The sequence below is a fragment of the Chryseoglobus sp. 28M-23 genome (assembly GCF_014789785.1).
Taxonomy (GTDB): domain Bacteria; phylum Actinomycetota; class Actinomycetes; order Actinomycetales; family Microbacteriaceae; genus Microcella; species Microcella indica.
Window position 1 is genome coordinate 1,591,554 of the sequence record NZ_CP061846.1, and the last position, 15,678, is coordinate 1,607,231.

General features: G+C 70.2%; 18 protein-coding genes. 4 read left to right on the forward strand and 14 right to left on the reverse strand.

Annotated elements, in window-relative coordinates; all coding sequences use genetic code 11:
* Positions 1-119: 119 nt before the first annotated feature.
* The 12 genes from IE160_RS07780 to thyX all read right to left on the reverse strand — a co-directional run bounded on the left by IE160_RS07780 (position 120) and on the right by thyX (position 12,002).
* A complete protein-coding gene (locus IE160_RS07780; protein ID WP_502708734.1) occupies positions 120-281 on the reverse strand; it encodes a DUF3046 domain-containing protein in 162 nt (53 codons plus the stop codon).
* A 106-nt stretch (positions 282-387) separates the two neighbouring features.
* Entirely contained in the window at positions 388-696 is a 309-nt protein-coding gene (locus IE160_RS07785; RefSeq protein ID WP_191150715.1) for a helix-turn-helix domain-containing protein, read from the reverse strand.
* Between the two features lie 134 nt (positions 697-830).
* Entirely contained in the window at positions 831-1,331 is a 501-nt protein-coding gene (locus IE160_RS07790) for a CinA family protein (RefSeq protein WP_191150716.1), read from the reverse strand.
* Between the two features lie 10 nt (positions 1,332-1,341).
* Positions 1,342-1,941 carry a CDP-diacylglycerol--glycerol-3-phosphate 3-phosphatidyltransferase gene (pgsA, locus tag IE160_RS07795; protein WP_224744612.1) on the reverse strand — a complete coding sequence of 200 codons (600 nt, stop codon included), beginning with the start codon at positions 1,939-1,941 and terminating at the stop codon, positions 1,342-1,344.
* 78 nt (positions 1,942-2,019) lie between these two features.
* A complete protein-coding gene (locus IE160_RS07800) occupies positions 2,020-4,803 on the reverse strand; it encodes an FtsK/SpoIIIE family DNA translocase (protein ID WP_191150718.1) in 2,784 nt (927 codons plus the stop codon).
* Positions 4,804-4,877: 74 nt separating this feature from the next.
* Entirely contained in the window at positions 4,878-5,603 is a 726-nt protein-coding gene (locus IE160_RS07805; protein WP_191150719.1) for a hypothetical protein, read from the reverse strand.
* 124 nt (positions 5,604-5,727) lie between these two features.
* On the reverse strand, positions 5,728-6,492 hold the full coding sequence (locus IE160_RS07810) for a hypothetical protein (RefSeq protein WP_191150720.1): 765 nt from the start codon (positions 6,490-6,492) through the stop codon (positions 5,728-5,730).
* Between the two features lie 277 nt (positions 6,493-6,769).
* Positions 6,770-8,446: a ribonuclease J gene (locus tag IE160_RS07815; protein ID WP_191150721.1), complete on the reverse strand. Its 1,677-nt coding sequence runs from the start codon at positions 8,444-8,446 to the stop codon at positions 6,770-6,772.
* A gap of 97 nt (positions 8,447-8,543) precedes the next feature.
* Positions 8,544-9,521, reverse strand: a complete 978-nt coding sequence (dapA, locus tag IE160_RS07820; protein WP_191150722.1) for a 4-hydroxy-tetrahydrodipicolinate synthase — start codon at positions 9,519-9,521, stop codon at positions 8,544-8,546.
* Positions 9,522-9,691: 170 nt separating this feature from the next.
* Complete coding sequence (locus tag IE160_RS07825; protein WP_191150723.1) at positions 9,692-10,561, reverse strand: DUF559 domain-containing protein; 870 nt, start codon at positions 10,559-10,561, stop codon at positions 9,692-9,694.
* A 259-nt stretch (positions 10,562-10,820) separates the two neighbouring features.
* A complete protein-coding gene (locus tag IE160_RS07830; protein ID WP_191150724.1) occupies positions 10,821-11,090 on the reverse strand; it encodes a hypothetical protein in 270 nt (89 codons plus the stop codon).
* A gap of 174 nt (positions 11,091-11,264) precedes the next feature.
* Complete coding sequence (thyX, locus tag IE160_RS07835; RefSeq protein WP_191150725.1) at positions 11,265-12,002, reverse strand: FAD-dependent thymidylate synthase; 738 nt, start codon at positions 12,000-12,002, stop codon at positions 11,265-11,267.
* A gap of 84 nt (positions 12,003-12,086) precedes the next feature.
* On the opposite strand from thyX, the gene IE160_RS07840 reads away from it, so the two are divergent.
* The 4 genes from IE160_RS07840 to IE160_RS07855 are packed head-to-tail and all read left to right on the forward strand — an operon-like array spanning position 12,087 to position 14,415.
* Positions 12,087-12,509 carry a thioredoxin family protein gene (locus tag IE160_RS07840; protein ID WP_191150726.1) on the forward strand — a complete coding sequence of 141 codons (423 nt, stop codon included), beginning with the start codon at positions 12,087-12,089 and terminating at the stop codon, positions 12,507-12,509.
* Positions 12,506-13,018 carry a DUF4395 domain-containing protein gene (locus IE160_RS07845; RefSeq protein WP_191150727.1) on the forward strand — a complete coding sequence of 171 codons (513 nt, stop codon included), beginning with the start codon at positions 12,506-12,508 and terminating at the stop codon, positions 13,016-13,018. The genes IE160_RS07840 and IE160_RS07845 overlap by 4 nt, the downstream gene beginning before the upstream one ends.
* 39 nt (positions 13,019-13,057) lie before the next feature.
* Positions 13,058-13,483, forward strand: coding sequence for an OsmC family peroxiredoxin (locus IE160_RS07850; RefSeq protein WP_179872092.1), 426 nt, complete (start codon positions 13,058-13,060; stop codon positions 13,481-13,483).
* A gap of 17 nt (positions 13,484-13,500) precedes the next feature.
* The gene (locus IE160_RS07855) at positions 13,501-14,415 is read left to right on the forward strand and encodes a TIGR01777 family oxidoreductase (protein ID WP_179872093.1); all 915 of its coding nucleotides are present in this window, start codon (positions 13,501-13,503) and stop codon (positions 14,413-14,415) included.
* Here IE160_RS07855 and IE160_RS07860 read toward each other — a convergent pair.
* A complete protein-coding gene (locus IE160_RS07860; RefSeq protein ID WP_179872094.1) occupies positions 14,375-14,869 on the reverse strand; it encodes a hypothetical protein in 495 nt (164 codons plus the stop codon). The two genes, IE160_RS07855 and IE160_RS07860, sit on opposite strands and share 41 nt — an antisense overlap.
* Complete coding sequence (gene dapB / locus IE160_RS07865) at positions 14,866-15,657, reverse strand: 4-hydroxy-tetrahydrodipicolinate reductase (RefSeq protein ID WP_191150728.1); 792 nt, start codon at positions 15,655-15,657, stop codon at positions 14,866-14,868. Before dapB ends, IE160_RS07860 begins: the two co-directional genes overlap by 4 nt.
* Between the last annotated feature and the right edge of the window lie 21 nt (positions 15,658-15,678).

The following is a 15,678-nucleotide window of genomic DNA, read 5'->3' on the forward strand; positions in this document are numbered from 1 at the left end:
TGGGCGACTCGTGTTCGAGTGCCGCTGGGGAGGAGTCTACGCAGAAGGGGAACGAATGTTCGAACGACAGCAGGCGCGGCGTGTCGAGGCCGCGCGTCACGCCCGGTGCCGGCAGAGGGTCAGGCGCGCTTCGGCTCAGGGCGACCCGCCCCGTACCAGCGCTCGCGCGGAACATCCATCGCGGCGCACAGCGCCAGCCACACCTCGCGAGGAGGCGCGCCCGCGGAGAGCGCCTCGTCTGCGGTGCGCTCCCCGAGCGCCGTCAGCACGACGTCGCGCACGATCGTTCGCCCGTACGCCTCGCCGAACTCGTCGGCGATGGCGCGGGAGAACTCGCTGCGGGTCAGTGTCTCGCCTCGGTGTCTCGACTCGGGTGCGCGGGAGCGCCTAGTGCATCGCGAAGTCGGCGTCGAACTCGGCCACGAGCTCGTCGGGCAGCGTGTCGGGGACGATCGTGACGCCCTCGATGACGGCGAGCCGGTCACCCACTTCGCGCATGATCACGGAGATGGGCGTATCGAGCGCCTCGGCGACCGACGCGAGAATCTCGCTGCTGGCCTCCTTCTGGCCGCGCTCCACCTCGCTCAGGTACCCGAGAGCCACGCTCGCACGGCTCGCCACCTGGCGCAGCGTGCGGCCTTTCTGCAGGCGCACGTCGCGGAGGACCTCGCCGATTTCCTGTCGAACCAGAACCATGAGGCGCCCCCTTCTCTCGTCGTCTCGTGATGCCGGGAGGGACACTCTACCCCTCGCGGTTGGGTCAAACTCTAGCCGTCAGCACCTGTGGGGAGCATGTCAGCTTGCTGTCTGTAACACGACCGTCATCGATGCTATTCCCGTGAGCCGACACGCTCGGCGAGCAGCTCGATCGCGGCGTCGACCGCCTGCGCGCGGATCGCCGCACGATCGCCCGAGAAGCGGTGCTCGCGCACGAGCGTGCGCCGAGCATCCGCGACCGCCACGTACACGAGGCCCACGGGCGCCGCCCCGGATGCATCGGGGCCGGCCTCGCCCGTCGTCGCGACGCCGACATCGGCCGGCTCGTCGCCGACGGAGGCTGCGGTGCGCGCCCCTTCCGCCATGCGCGAGGCGACCTCCGGATGCACGGCACCGTGCCGCACGAGGAGCGCCTGCGGCACGCCGAGCAGGCTCGCCTTGAGGGGTGTCGCGTAGGCCACGACGGCCCCGCGCACGACGGCCGAGGCGCCCGGCACGCTCACGAACGCGTCGCAGAGCATCCCGCCCGTCAGGGACTCGGCGAACGCGAGAGTCTCGCCTTGCCGCTCGAGCGCCGCGAGCACCTCGGCGGCTCCTCGGTGCTCGCGCGTCATCGCGACCGCGTCACTGCGAGCGTGCGCGGTTCTGCCGCCACGCCTGCACGAGGTAGTCGAGGCCCGTCACGACCGTGAGCACGACCGCGGCCGTCATGAGCGTCGTGTTGACGATATGAATCCACTCGCCGAACAGCTGCCACAGCGGCACGAGAGCGAACGAGATCGCGACCGCCTGCACGACAGTCTTCAGCTTGCCGCCGCGCGAGGCCGGGATCACCCGGTCGCGCAGCATCGCGAAGCGGAAGAGCGTGATGCCCCACTCGCGCACGAGGATCACCACGACGACCCAGACGGGCAGCTCGGCGAGCACCGCGAGCATCACGAGCGCGGCACCCGTGAGGAGCTTGTCGGCGATCGGATCGAGCAGGATGCCCAGGTCGGTCACGAGATTGCGGCGCCGGGCGAGCATGCCGTCCACGCCGTCCGTCGCGATCGCGAGGATGAAGAGGGCAGCCGCCGCGAGCCGCAGCCAGCCGTCCTGCCCGCCGTCGAGCACGAGGAGCAGCACGAACACCGGCGCGAGCAAAATGCGCACGACCGTGATGATGTTCGCGAGGTTGCCGCTCGACGCCGGGGTCTCGCCGTGCCGCACGACGCGGCCGCGCAACGAGTAGGTGCGGGGGTCGGGCTCGGTCACGGGCGCAGACCCCTCTCGACTCGTCGGACCGGCGCGGAGCCGGCGTGGCTACTCGCGGTCGGTGAGATTCCAGGCGTCCTCGTCGGAGGGGCCTTCCACCTCAGGATACCCCCGCGTCATGTCCTCAACGGGGTCGGAGCCGGGGTGCGCGGAGGAGCTCGCCGCGGGGGCTGCGGCGGGCGCGGCGGAGGGTGCAGAGCTGGGCGCATCCTCACCGCGGAGGCGGGCGAGCACCTCGGGAAGCTGCTCGACGCTCACGAGCACGTCGCGCGCCTTCGAGCCCTCCGAGGGGCCGACGATCTCGCGGGACTCGAGGAGATCCATGAGGCGCCCCGCCTTCGCGAAGCCCACGCGGAGCTTGCGCTGCAGCATCGACGTCGAGCCGAACTGCGTGCTGATGACGAGCTCTGCCGCCGCGAGGAGCACCTCGAGGTCGTCACCGATGTCGGCGTCGATCTCGCGCTTCTGCGTCTCCGCCGCGACGTCGTCTCGGTACTCGGGGATCGCCTGCTTCTTGACGTGCTCGACGACCTTCGCGATCTCGTCCTCTGTGACCCACGCACCCTGGACGCGCATCGACTTCGAGGCTCCCATGGGCAGGAAGAGCGCGTCGCCCTGCCCGATGAGGCGCTCGGCGCCCTGCTGGTCGAGGATCACGCGGCTGTCGGTCATGCTCGAGACCGCGAAGGCGAGGCGGCTGGGCACGTTGGCCTTGATGAGGCCCGTCACGACGTCGACGCTCGGGCGCTGGGTGGCGAGCACGAGGTGGATGCCGCTCGCGCGGGCGAGCTGCGTGATGCGCACGATCGAATCCTCGACGTCTCGCGGGGCGACCATCATGAGATCGGCGAGCTCGTCGACCACGACGAGCAGGTACGGGTAGGGCTGCAGGCGGCGCTGGCTGCCCTCCGGCAGCTGGATCTCGTTCGCGAGCACCGCGCGGTTGAAGTCGTCGATGTGGCGGAACCCGAACGACGCGAGGTCGTCGTACCGCATGTCCATCTCCTTCACGACCCACTGCAGCGCCTCTGCAGCCTTCTTCGGGTTCGTGATGATGGGCGTGATGAGGTGCGGCACGCCCTGATAGGCGGCGAGCTCGACGCGCTTGGGGTCGACGAGCACCATGCGCACCTCGGCCGGCTTCGCCCGCATGAGCACGCTCGTGATCATCGAGTTGATGAAGCTCGACTTGCCCGACCCGGTCGAGCCGGCCACCAGGAGGTGGGGCATCTTCGCGAGGTTCGCGACGACGTAGCCACCCTCGACGTCTTTGCCAACGCCGATCGTCATGGGGTGCAGGGCCTTGCCCGCCGAACTCGAGCGCAGCACGTCGCCGAGCGACACGATCTCGCGGTCGACGTTCGGAATCTCCACGCCGATCGCGCTCTTGCCCGGAATCGGCGAGAGGATCGTGACCTCGTTGCTCGCGACCGCGTACGAGATGTTCTTCGTCAGGCGCGTGAAGGCCTCGACCTTCACGCCCGGGCCGAGTTCGATCTCGTAGCGCGTGACCGACGGGCCGCGGCTGAAGCCCGTCACCTTCGCGTCGACCTCGAACTGCGTGAGCACGTCGGTGATCGACGCGACGACCGCCTCGTTCGCGGCCGACTTCGACTTCGGCGGCGTGCCCGGCTCGAGGATCGACGCCGCCGGCAGACGGTAGGGCGCTGTGGTCTTCTCGCCCGTCTTCGTGCCCGACCTCGGCGTCCCCTCTGCGGGCGCAGCCTCGTCGAACTCGCCCGCCGCGCCCTTCTCGCTCGCGCGAGAGGTGAAGCCCGGCAGCACCGCGGGCTGCACCTCGCCCGCGCCCTCGCGCGCGCGGCCCGGCTGCTCGCCCGTGAAACGCTGGACGGCCTGCTCCGCCTCGTCGAGCACGGCGGCGAGGTCGCCCGTGACCTTGGCTCGGGTATCCTGATCAATGACCTCGGTCGCGTTGTCGCGCTCGACGGCGCTGTCGAACGGTGCGGGGGCATCCCGACCGGGCTTGCCCTTGCGCCACCACGGCATCGACGAGCTGTCGTTCATGTCGAGGCCCAGATCCGTGAGCGAGCCGAACTCCTCCGTCGGCGCCTCCTTCTCGGCCTTCTGCTTCGGCTCGCGCGGCGTCAGCTCCGCGCCGAACAGGTAGGCGTAGAGCTCGCGCAGGCGATCGCCGATGCGGTTCGGCGGCGTCTTCGTCATGATGAGCACGCCCAGCAGCAGCAGCACCGCGAACAGCGGCACCGCGACCCACACGCTCGCGAGCAGCACGGGGCTCGCGACGATCCAGCCGAGCACACCGCCCGCGCGCGCGAGCACGACCGCACCCTCGCTCGGCTGCGGCGCTCCGAGCGCGATGTGGCACAGGGCACTCACGCTCAGGATCATGAGCCCCAGGCCGATGCCGATGCGCGTGTTGTCGTGCACGCTCGCCGGGTGGCGGAACAGCCACGCCGCGAACAGGATCATGATGACCGGCAGGGCGAAGGCGACGCGGCCCAGCAGCCCGCCGAACGTCCACGCGTCGAGCGCGATCGCGACCGGGTCGGTCGCGAAGAACCACTCGACGATCGCGCCGACGGTCGCGAGCAGGACGATGAGGAACGGCATGCCGTCGCGGCGCTCGTCCTTCGCGAGGGTCTCGCGGCCGAGCATCCGGAACAGGCCGCCGGTCGCGTGGGCCATGCCCATCCAGATGACGGTCAGGATGCCCGGCTCTGCGCTCGGCGGTGGCAGGCGCTTCGTGGCCTGCGTGCGGGAGGACCCCCCGCGCGAACCAGCGCCTTTCGCGCGCGACCCAGACCCGCGTGCGGACGCGGCGCGCGTGCGCGACGAAGAGCGCGTCGAAGCCATGCGCCCACGCTACCCGCGGGGTGCGACGGAAAGGCCGCCGACACGCGCCGCCGACCGCGTTCGCGAGCGGGAACCTACAGCGGGCAACCGCCGAGGCCGCCGTCGGTCGCCGCGATCGTGTACCCGGGCGTGCCCGAGGGCACCGCGGTCATGCCGAGCACGGTATCGACCAGTTCGGGCTCCCAGTAGCCGGGCATCCCAGGATCCTCCACCGCGACCTCGATGATGAGACGGCCACCCGTACCGTCGACAAGGTAGAACTGCGAGAGGCCCGCGCCGCCGCTCGGGCCTGCGATGCCCGGGTACGCGGCAAGCAGCTCGGCGACGGTCGAACCGACCCTGATGCCCTCCTCGGTCGGGATCTCGTCGAGACCGAAGACCTGCACGCCCTCCACGATGCCCGCGTCGCTCATGCCCACCCCGAAGATGCCGCCGCCCTCAGGGCCCGCGTCGTAGAGCGGAATCGGCACCCACGCGCCCGCGTTCGGGTCACCCGGGGCGATGCCCGTCGCGTCGGAGACGCAGACGTCATCGTCGAACACGATCATCGCCGTCGGGTCGTCCGGTGCGGGAGCGGGCTCACCGATTACGAGCGTCCCCAAGCCGTCGGGGCGCAGCACCAGATCGGCGCGCGCGGGCGGTTCGGTCGGCTCCGGAGTCGACGTGGGCGTCGACGCGGCCTCGGCTGTGGGCGTGAGAGTCGGGGATGCTGAAGGCTCGACCGGCGCTGGCGCGCACCCGACCAGGAGCAGTCCGGCGACCGTGACCGCGGAAAGAGCCGACACTCGACGCGTGCTCATACCCAGACGCTAGCGAGCCCCCGCACCCGCGTCGAGACTCCTGCCTCACGCTTGCATAACGACCGGCACGATCATCCGGCTTCTCAGCCGAGAGCGTCGCCGCCTGCGTCTGCCGCCCGCGACGTCAACTGAAGTTGCAGCCGCCCACACTGTTGCCGCTCGCCGCCACCGAGAAGACGCCGAGTGCGGGAGAGACCGCGTGGATGTAGACCACCTGACCGTCGGGGATGCCCGTCGACATCCAGTAGTCCGCTTTGTCGGGCGTCGACTGCGACACGACTTCAATCTGCAGCAGGCCCGACGGGCCCGAGATGACGAAAATGTCGGTCAGATAGCTTTCGGCGACCGACGCCCCCGGGTAGGCCGCCTCGACCTCGGTACGGGAGTCCCCGATACGGATGCCCTCATCGGTCGGGATGTCAGCGGAATACAGGTCGATGCGCGTCACGATGTTGCCCGCCGACTCATCGACGCCAACGCCGAACGGGTTGCCCCCGAAACTCGGCGTCGCGGGTAGACGATAGGACGGATCGATGAACCAGCCGCCCGCCTCAGGGTCGCCCGCCACGATGCCGAAGGACTCGCCCGTCTCCGCGTCGGTGCATCCCTCCGGCTCGAACGCGACCATCCTCAGCGCCGGATCCGAGACGGGAGGCTCGCCGAGGAGCAGCGGGCCGAGCCCGTCCGGACTGAGCTCCAGATCGGCCAGAGCTGGACGCGACAGGGGTGTGGGCGTGGGCTCCGCCTCGGCAGTCTCCGATGCGGACGGGGTCTCCGTCGGAGACGCGGAGGGTAGCGGGGCAAGAGGCAGCGTGCACCCCGTCAGCGCGACGAGCGACGCCGTGCCCAGGGCGATGAGACCGATTCGCGTGTGCATCGAGATGCTCATGGTGGACAACCTAGTCTCCCAGCACTCCGACGCGCGAGTAATGGGTCAGCTCGATCCCGCAGCGGCGCGGCATCCAGCGCCGTCTGCGTCATCGAGGCTACGCCTCGCCCGCGCCGCACCGCGGCGCGGCAAACCAGCACCGTCTGTGTGATCGAGGCTACGCCTCGCCCGCGCCGCACCGCGGCGCGGCAAACCAGCACCGTCTGTGTGATCGAGGCTACGCCTCGCCCGCGCCGCACCGCGGCGCGGCAAACCAGCACCGTCTGTGTGATCGAGGCTACGCCTCGATCACGACCGGCACGATCATCGGGCGGCGGCGGTGCTGCGTGTTGACCCAGCGACCGACCACTCGGCGGATCGCCTGGCTGAAGGCGTGGCTGTCGCGCGTGCCGTTCTCCGCGGCATCCGTGAGCGCCTTGATGATCTGCGGCTTGACGTCCTCGAAGATCGCCTCGTCGGGGGCGAACCCGCGAGCGTGGATCTCGGGGCCGACGACGACCTTGCCGGTCTGAGCATCCACGGCCACGAAGATGGAGATGAAGCCCTCCTCGGCGAGGATGCGGCGGTCCTTCAGATCGGCGTCGGTGATCTCGCCGACCGTCGAGCCGTCGACGTACACGAACCCGATATCGAGCTGGCCGACGATCGACACCTTGCCGTCCTTGAGTTCGACGACCGTGCCGTCCTCGGTGAGCAGCACGTTCTTCTCGGGCACGCCCGTGTCGATCGCGATCTGAGCGTTCGCCACCAGGTGGCGCTGCTCGCCGTGCACCGGCATGACATGGGTCGGCTGCAGGATGTTGTAGAAGTACATGAGCTCACCCGCCGAGGCGTGGCCCGAGACGTGCACGCGGGCGGTGCCCTTGTGCACGACCTTCGCGCCGAGCTTCATGAGGCCGTTGATGACGCGGTAGACCGCGTTCTCATTGCCGGGGATGAGGCTCGAGGCGAGGATGACGGTGTCGCCCTCGCCGACCTCGATCTGATGCTCGAGGTTCGCCATGCGGGCCAGCACCGCCATCGGCTCCCCCTGGCTGCCCGTCGACATGTAGACGATCTTGTCGTCGGGCAGGTTCGCCGCCTTCTTGGCGTCGATGAGCGTGTCCTCGGGGACGGTGAGGAACCCCAGATCGGCCGCGATCGTCATGTTGCGAATCATGCTGCGGCCCATGAGCGCCACCTTGCGACCGTTCGCGTGCGCGGCATCGAGCACCTGCTGCACGCGGTGCACGTGACTCGAGAAGCTCGCGACGATCACGCGGCGCGGGGCCTTCGCGATGACAGTCTCAAGGACGGGCCCGATGTCGCGCTCGAGCGCCGTGAAGCCGGGAACGTCGGCGTTCGTCGAGTCGGTGAGCGCGAGGTCGATTCCCGACTCGCCCCAGCGCGCGATGGCACGCAGGTCGGTGATGCGGTCGTCCAGCGGAAGCTGGTCGAGCTTGAAGTCGCCCGTGTGCAGGACCGTGCCGGCGTCGGTGCTGATGACGATCGCGAGCGCGTCGGGAATCGAGTGGTTGACCGCGATGAACTCGAGGCTGAACGGGCCGAGGTTCTCGACCTGCCCCTCTTGCACATTGTGCGTGTAGGGCTGGATGCGGTGCTCCTTGAGCTTCGCCTCGATGAAGGCGAGTGTGAGGCGTGAACCCAGGATGGGGATGTCTTGCCGCATGCGCAGCAGGTACGGCACGGCCCCGATGTGGTCCTCGTGGCCGTGCGTGAGAACGACACCCAGGATGTCGTCGACACGATCGCGGATGGGCCCGAAGTCGGGCAGGATCAGGTCGACGCCCGGCTGAGTCTCCTCGGGGAAGAGCACGCCGGCATCAACGACGAGCAGCTTGCCGTTCAGCTCGTAGACGGTCATGTTGCGACCGATCTCGCCGACTCCGCCGAGCGGGATGATCCTCATAGTGCCGGGCTCGAGTGCGGGCGGGTCCAAGAGATTCAGGGGCATGTGTCTCGTCTTTCGTCGTAGTGCCGATCGGCACGGTCTGGGGCCGTCAGCCCCCGGTGTAAGTCGATGTGGTGAGGTGGTGCGCTGGCGCGGGGCGTCAGCGGGTCGTGCCCGCCACCTTCGGCAGGGCACCGCCTGCCGCGGCGTTGCGATCCGGGCGGAACGTCGCGAGGTCGACGCCGGCGACGTCGCGCACGAGAGCCATCTCGTCCTCGATGATCGCGGCCTCGTGGTCCTCGGGCCCGACGAGCGGCAGCCGCACGCGCGGTGAGCCGATGCGGCCGAGGCCGTGCAGCACGTACTTCGCCGCGACAGTGCCCGGCACGTGCGTCATGATCGCGCGCACGAGCGGCTCGAGCGTGCGGTGATGCTGCGTGGCCGTGGACAGGTCGTTGGCGTTCACGGCGTCGACGATGGCGCGGTACGGAGCCGGGGCGATGTTCGCCGTGACGCCGATGAGGCCCGTGCCGCCGATCGCGAGCGTCGGCAGCGCGTTGGCGTCGTCGCCCGCGAAATACATGAGGTCGGTCTGGTTGAGCACCCGGCTGACCTCGCTCAGATCACCCTTGGCATCCTTCACGGCGAGGATGTTGGGGTGCTTCGCAGCACGGAGGATCGTCTCGTAGGTGATGGGGATGCCGGCTCGGCCCGGAATGTCGTAGAGGATCACGGGCAGGTCGGTCGCGTCAGCGATCATCCGGAAATGCGTCAGCACGCCCGCCTGCGTGGGCTTGTTGTAATAGGGAGTGACGACCATCGCGCCGTCGGCGCCGGCCTTCGCGCTCGCCTTGTAGAGCTCGATCGCGTGGGCCGTCTCGTTCGAGCCGCCGCCCGTGATGATGGATGCCCGGCCACCGCTCACGGACTTGCCGACCTCCACGAGCCGAACCTTCTCCGCGTCGGTGAGCGTGCTCGTCTCCCCGGTCGTGCCGGTCACGACGATGCCGTCCGCGCCCTCGGAGATCACGTGGTCGATGTGCTTCTCGACGGCGGGCCAGTCGACCTCGCCCTCGGCCGTCATGGGCGTGACGAGCGCCACGAGCACTTGGCCGAAGGGGTTGCGGGTCTCAGTCACGCCCTCCAGGCTATCGCGGCGCGGGTCGCGGGTGCGCGCGGCCCGGCCCCGGGCATCCCGCACCCGCCGTCGTGTTGTCGCTCTCGGGTTCTGTGGCCGCCTGTCGCGTCGGCCCGGGCACTCGAGAGACACACCGGCACATTGCCGAAAGCGGAGCGCGCGGCCGGGGTTCAACCGGGGCGACGCGACACATGTTCACCGCGAGCGACCATCGCGGCCACCGTCGCGACCACATCCTCGGGATCGTCGAACACTTGGCGATAGTCGAGCCGCAAGACGATGAACCCCAGCGCCATGAGGCTCGCGTCACGACGTAAGTCTCGTCGGCGGTGCACCGGATCGGCGTGGTGCTCCTCGCTGTCACACTCGATGAGCAACCGATCACCGACGAGTAGATCGGCGCGCTGCGCACCCCCCAGCGGCAACGGCGGCTGGGGTATCGCGAGGATGCCCGCCTCATGCAGCAGCACTCGCACCACGCTCTCCGTTCCGGAGTCGGAACGCTCGTCCGCCAGCGCAGCGGCTCGACGTGCCGCAGGCCGCCAACGTCGAGAAACCCGCTCAAGGTCATCGGGCGTCAACGCCGTCGACCTGAGTGCCGAGTCGAGCACCGCGACGGCAAACGGCAAAGGCAACTCGTCGGCGACACGTGCCAGCACGGTTGAGAGCGGAGCGACTCCGAACCGCGGGTCAGAACCCGAGCGGAGCCAGTGAGCTTTCACCAGTCGTAATCGGCTGGCCTCGGGCTTGCCCTCGACCTCGTCACCGACCTCCACGTGGAGTACCGAATCGGCCCCCGGTGGTACCCAGAGACCGTGGTGCCGGAGTGCCGACACCCCTGCGACTCGGCCACCGACACGCGCCGCGTCCGCGATGTCGGGATCCAGGTCGGGTGCACCGTAGACACCTCGCCGAAGCCGGGCGAGGTGGCCCCGGGCCGTTGCACGCTCAAGCGCACGTCGTTGCGCCGGATTCAACGCCAACTCTGCGGTGCGGGCGACGCCGCCGAGAAGCCGTATCGCCTGCAGGTAGTCACTCATGAGGCGGAGCATCCCGCGCATACCGACGGCCACTCGAACCGACGTGGACTTCGTGTGGACGACATTGTTGCCTACTGCGGCGGGGAGGAGGCGTTGAGCGCTCGCGTTCGCGTCCTGTGTCGCATAGCCCCGGTCACGCGGGGAACACGCCGACGCGTCCGGGCGGCTCGCCGGTGGACGCCTTCCTCACCGGGTGGATGCGACAGACCGACGCCGCGTCAAGGCTGCGGTGCGACACCTGTCTTCGGAGTGAAGCGCGTTACCAGCGCAGGTCGTGCGGCATCACGTGGTTGTTCTCCGCGCACCACCGCAGTGCGATGCGACGCGCCTGCCACCACCAGTGGAAGCGGATGAGCCCGCGCACGAGGTAGACGATCGAGACCACAAGCATCAGTATCGCCACCACAACGAGAACAGGTTCCCGACGACCGGTGAGCTCGGCGACCGCGAGAAACAAGCTGAGCGGAAGGGCCAGGGAACCGCCGATAATCTCGGCCGGCGGGCTCAGCGAGAAGAACTCGTCACGCAAGTCGTTGCCCCGCCGGTAAATGGGTCTTGGCAGGGGCTGCGGCCCCAACCGCTCGAAGAGCAACTGCCTCAACTCCGCGTGAACGGCACGTCGCCGCTCCTGCTGAAGGCGGCGTCGTTCACGCCAGTGCAGGCCGTCCGACGACCCAGGCGGAGCAGATCGCCGACCCATCGGCTAGGGGGCGACGCGGCCGTTGGCGTTGAAGGTGTCGTACGTGAGCGGCATGAGCTGCGCGAAGTGCTGCTCCATCTGCTCGGCCGCCATCTCGATCTCGCGCTGCGGGAAGGAGGGGAAGTGCGTGCCCTCGCGCTTGGTGCGCAGCGACAGGAAGTTCATGAGCGCGCGGGCGTTCATCGTCACGTACATCGAGCTGTAGATCGTCACGGGGAGGACCGCGCGGGCCACTTCGCGCGCGATGCCCGCGGCGAGCATCCGCTGATAGGAGGCGTAGGCGGCCCCGCACACGCCGCGCACCTCCTGTTCGACGAGCGCCGTCTGCTCGGGCGTGCCCGGCAGGAACTCGTAGGCGCCAGGCTTGCCGACCTGCACGAGGTTGCGCTCGGGGCCGGGCACGTAGAAGACGGGGCGCAGCTCGCGGTAGCGGCCCGACTCCTCGTTGTACGAGGCGATGCGGTGCCGCATGAACTCGCGGAAGACGAAGATCGGCGCCTGCACGTAGAAGGTGAACGAGTTGTGCTCGAAGGGCGAGCCGTGGCGGTCGCGCATGAGGTAGTTGATAAGCCCGCGGTCGCGATCGGTCGCCTCGGCGCCGCTCGCGGCCGACTCGAGGGTCTGCTCCCCCTGCGTGGACACGCGCGCCGCGAAGAGGACGTCGGAGTCGTGGGCGGCCGAGCGCACGAGCTCGACCGTCACATCGGAGCGGAACTGGATGTCGTCGGCAGCCTCGGTCACGCTCGTCACCCTATCGGGGCGCGGGAGCGTCACACGGCGTCACACTCGGGAATAGGAACACCCCCTTGCCTAGTTTCGACTGACATGGACATCATCTCGGCCCTCGTGGTCATCGCTCTTCTGCTCGTGGGGGCCACCGCCCTCGGTGTCGTCGTGCGCGCGCGCAGCGCGCGGGTCGCGAGCGGCTGCGGCGGCGACGAGCACGACCTCTCGGTCGACGGCGCCGACGTCACCCTCGTGCAGCTCTCGAGCCCCGTGTGCTCGGCGTGCGTGGCGATGCGGCGCGTGCTCGGCGAGCTCGCGGCCGACGACGCGACGGTCGCGCACCGTGAGCTCGACGTGACCGATCACGCCGACGTCGCCCAGCGCCACTCGGTCTACTCGACGCCGACGACCCTCGTTCTCGACGCGCAGGGCCGCGTGCGGTCGCGCCTCATCGGCGCCGTGCGGCCCGACGACGTACGTCGCGCCGTCGATGCCGCGCGCGGTGCGCTGGTGACGGCATGAGCGCCCCCGAGGCGCCTTCTGGCGCGGATGCCCGGCTCATCGACGCGCGCGGCCCCCGCTTCGGCGCCGCCGTGACGTCGGCTCTTCTGCTCGTCGTCATCCTGCTGGGTCTCACGCGCCCGATCTCGAGCTCCGTGCTCGAGCGGCTGACCGAGCCGGGCGCCCTGCTGCTCGCCGCCCTCGTGGCTCTCTTCGCCTGGGGAGCGCTCGCGGGCGTGCACCGGCACCCCTACGGCATCGTCTTCCGAGCGGTCGTCGCGCCTCGGCTCGGCCCGCCTGGTGAGCGCGAGGACCCCGCTCCCCCGACGTTCGCACAGCTCATCGGGCTGCTCGTGACCGCGACGGGCCTCGCCCTGCACCTCGCGGGTGTTCCCGGTGCCCTGGTGGTCGCGGCCGCGGCGGCCTTCGTCGCCGCCTTCCTCAACGCGGCCTTCGCCTACTGCCTCGGCTGCCAGTTGTACGTGCTGCTCGTGCGCGCGGGGCTGGTTCGCCGCCGCCCCGCCGCTTAGGCTGAGGGAATCCCGCCCGCGACAACGAGGAGCACGCTCATGGCTGTGACCAGCGAAGCAACGACCCTGTGGTTCGGATCGCTCACGGAGGGTCACGGCACGACATCCCTGGACTCGTCGGACGCCGCCGAGTTCCCCGTGACGTGGGCGGCGCGCTCGGAGGGCGAGAGCGGCAAGACGAACCCCGAAGAGCTGCTGGGCGCCGCGCACTCCGCGTGCTACTCGATGGCGCTCTCGCACGCCCTCTCGGGCGCCGGGCACGCGCCCGAGAGCCTGCAGGTGACCGCTGCCGTGACGTTCGTGCCCGGTGAGGGCATCACGGGCAGCCACCTCCTCGTGAGCGCCAAAGTGCCGGGGTTGAGCGCCGAAGAGTTCCAGACCTTCGCCGAGGACGCCAAGACGGGGTGCCCCGTCTCCGCCGCTCTCACGGGCACGTCGATCACGCTCGAAGCGTCGCTCGCCTAGTGGGCGCGCCGCAACCGATGCGCGTCCTCATCGGGGGCGCCTCGGGGATGATCGGCTCCGAGCTGCAGCGTCAGCTGCGCGCCGACGGCCACGAGGTGCTCACGCTCGTGCGGCGCAAGCCCGCCCACGAGAACGAGTTCGCGTGGGCCCCGGACTCGCGCGTTCTGGACTTCCGGATTCTCGACACGGTCGACGCCGTCGTCAACCTGTCTGGAGCCTCGATCGCGCGCATCCCGTGGACCCGGCGCTATCGCCGCGAGATTCTCGAGTCGCGCGTGCAGGCCACGCGCGCGCTCGCCGAGGCGATGTCGATGGCGCGCACGCCGCCCGCCGTGTTCCTGAGCGGATCAGCCGTCGGGGTCTACGGCGACCGACCTGGTGAGCGCCTCACGGAGGACTCTCCCGCCGGCGAGGGCTTCCTCGCCGAGGTGGTGCAAGCGTGGGAGGAGGCGGCGAGCCTCGCCCCTGAGGCGACGCGAACGGTGTTCCTGCGCACGGGGCTCGTCGTCGGGCCCGGAGGCGCGATGACGCCGCTGCGCCTGCTCACGGCCCTCGGTGCGGCTGCGCGCATCGGCACGGGCGGTCAGCACTGGCCGTGGATCAGCCTGCACGACGAGGCGGCGGCGATCCGCCACCTGCTCACCTCGCGCGTGAGCGGAGCGGTCAACCTCGCGGGGCCCACCCCCAGCACGAGCGATCGCATGACGCGCGCGCTCGCGTCGGCCATGCGCCGCTGGCACCTCTTCGCCCTGCCCGAGCGGCTCATCGGGCTCGCGATGGGCGATGCCGGCCGCGAGCTGCTGCTCGCGAGTCAGAAGGTCGTGCCGGCGAAGCTTCTCGACGACGGCTTCGTGTTCCGCGATCGCACGGTCGAGGAGGCGATCGCCGCGCTCACGACGAAGGGGTCTCGCGACTCGGAGTCTCGCCCCTAGGGTTCTGCCGCTCCTGGCGCTCGAGCCTGATCGCCGTGCGCACGGCCCAGCGGGCGCGGCGACGGTCGCGTGAGGCGTCGTACGCGAGAGCGAGACGGAACCAGTGCTGCCACGATTCGGGATGCTCGCGCACCTCGTCCGCGTACCGCGCGAATACGGCCTCCCGGTCGTCGCCCTCGGCGCCTGGGTGCTCGCCGTGCCCGGTCTGCCCCTCCCGCGGGATGCCGCCCTCGGCTTCGAGCAGGCGCGCGAGCCGCTCGGCGCGGACGCCGAAGAGCAGTTCGGCGGCGAGCGCCCAGGCGCCGAGCAACGGCAGCACGATGAGAGCCCAGCCGATGCCGCGCACGATGGGCAGCGGGTCGGTGACGAGCGTGACAGCGTAGAAGGTGATGAGCACGAGGTAGAGGGCGAGGAGCACGGCCATGCCGAGCGCCGCCCAGCGCGCGCGGGTCATCCTGCGTCGCCCGGGTCGCCGCCGGCGTCGTCGTCGACGTCGCCGCCGGACACGGTCGACGCGAGGTCGATGAGCCGGTCGAGCCCGACGATGAGCCCTGTGCTCGTGGCGGCCGCGCGCAGGGCGAGCAGCATGCCGGCCTCGTAGGCGCTCGTGCCGAGCGTCTCGTGGCTGAGGGTGAGCACTTCGCCGTCGCCGCCGAAGTGAACCGACTGTCGGGCGGCGACTCCCTGCAGGCGCAGGGAGTGGATGGGCACGCTCGCGACCTGCTGCCCTCGGGCGCTCTGATCGATGTGCGGGGCGAGGACGGGCCCGATGTCGGCGCGGGCGTGGCCGATGAGCTCGGCGGTGCGGACGGCTGTGCCCGACGGCGAGTCGACCTTCGCGGCGTGGTGCGCCTCGACGATCTCGATGGACTCGTAGTACCGCGCGGCGATGGTCGCGAAGTGGGTGGCGAGCACAGAGCCGAGGGAGAAGTTGGGCACGACGATGACGCCCGCCTCGGGCGAGGCCTCGAGGAGGGGGCGCAGGGCCCGCTGGCGCTCCTCGCTCCACCCGCTGGTGCCGACGACGACGCTCAGCCCGTTGCGCACGGCGTGGTCGACGACGGTGGGCGAGACGCCGGGTGTCGTGACGTCGAGCACGACGTCGGCGCCGAGCATCTCGCCGAGGTCGCTGCTCGAGTCGAGCTGCGCGACGAGCGCGAGGTCGGACTGCTGCTCGATGAGGCGGCAGGCGGCGCCCCCGAGACGACCGGTTGCTCCGACGACGGCGACACGCGTGACCATGGCCCCAGTCTAGGCTGGGCC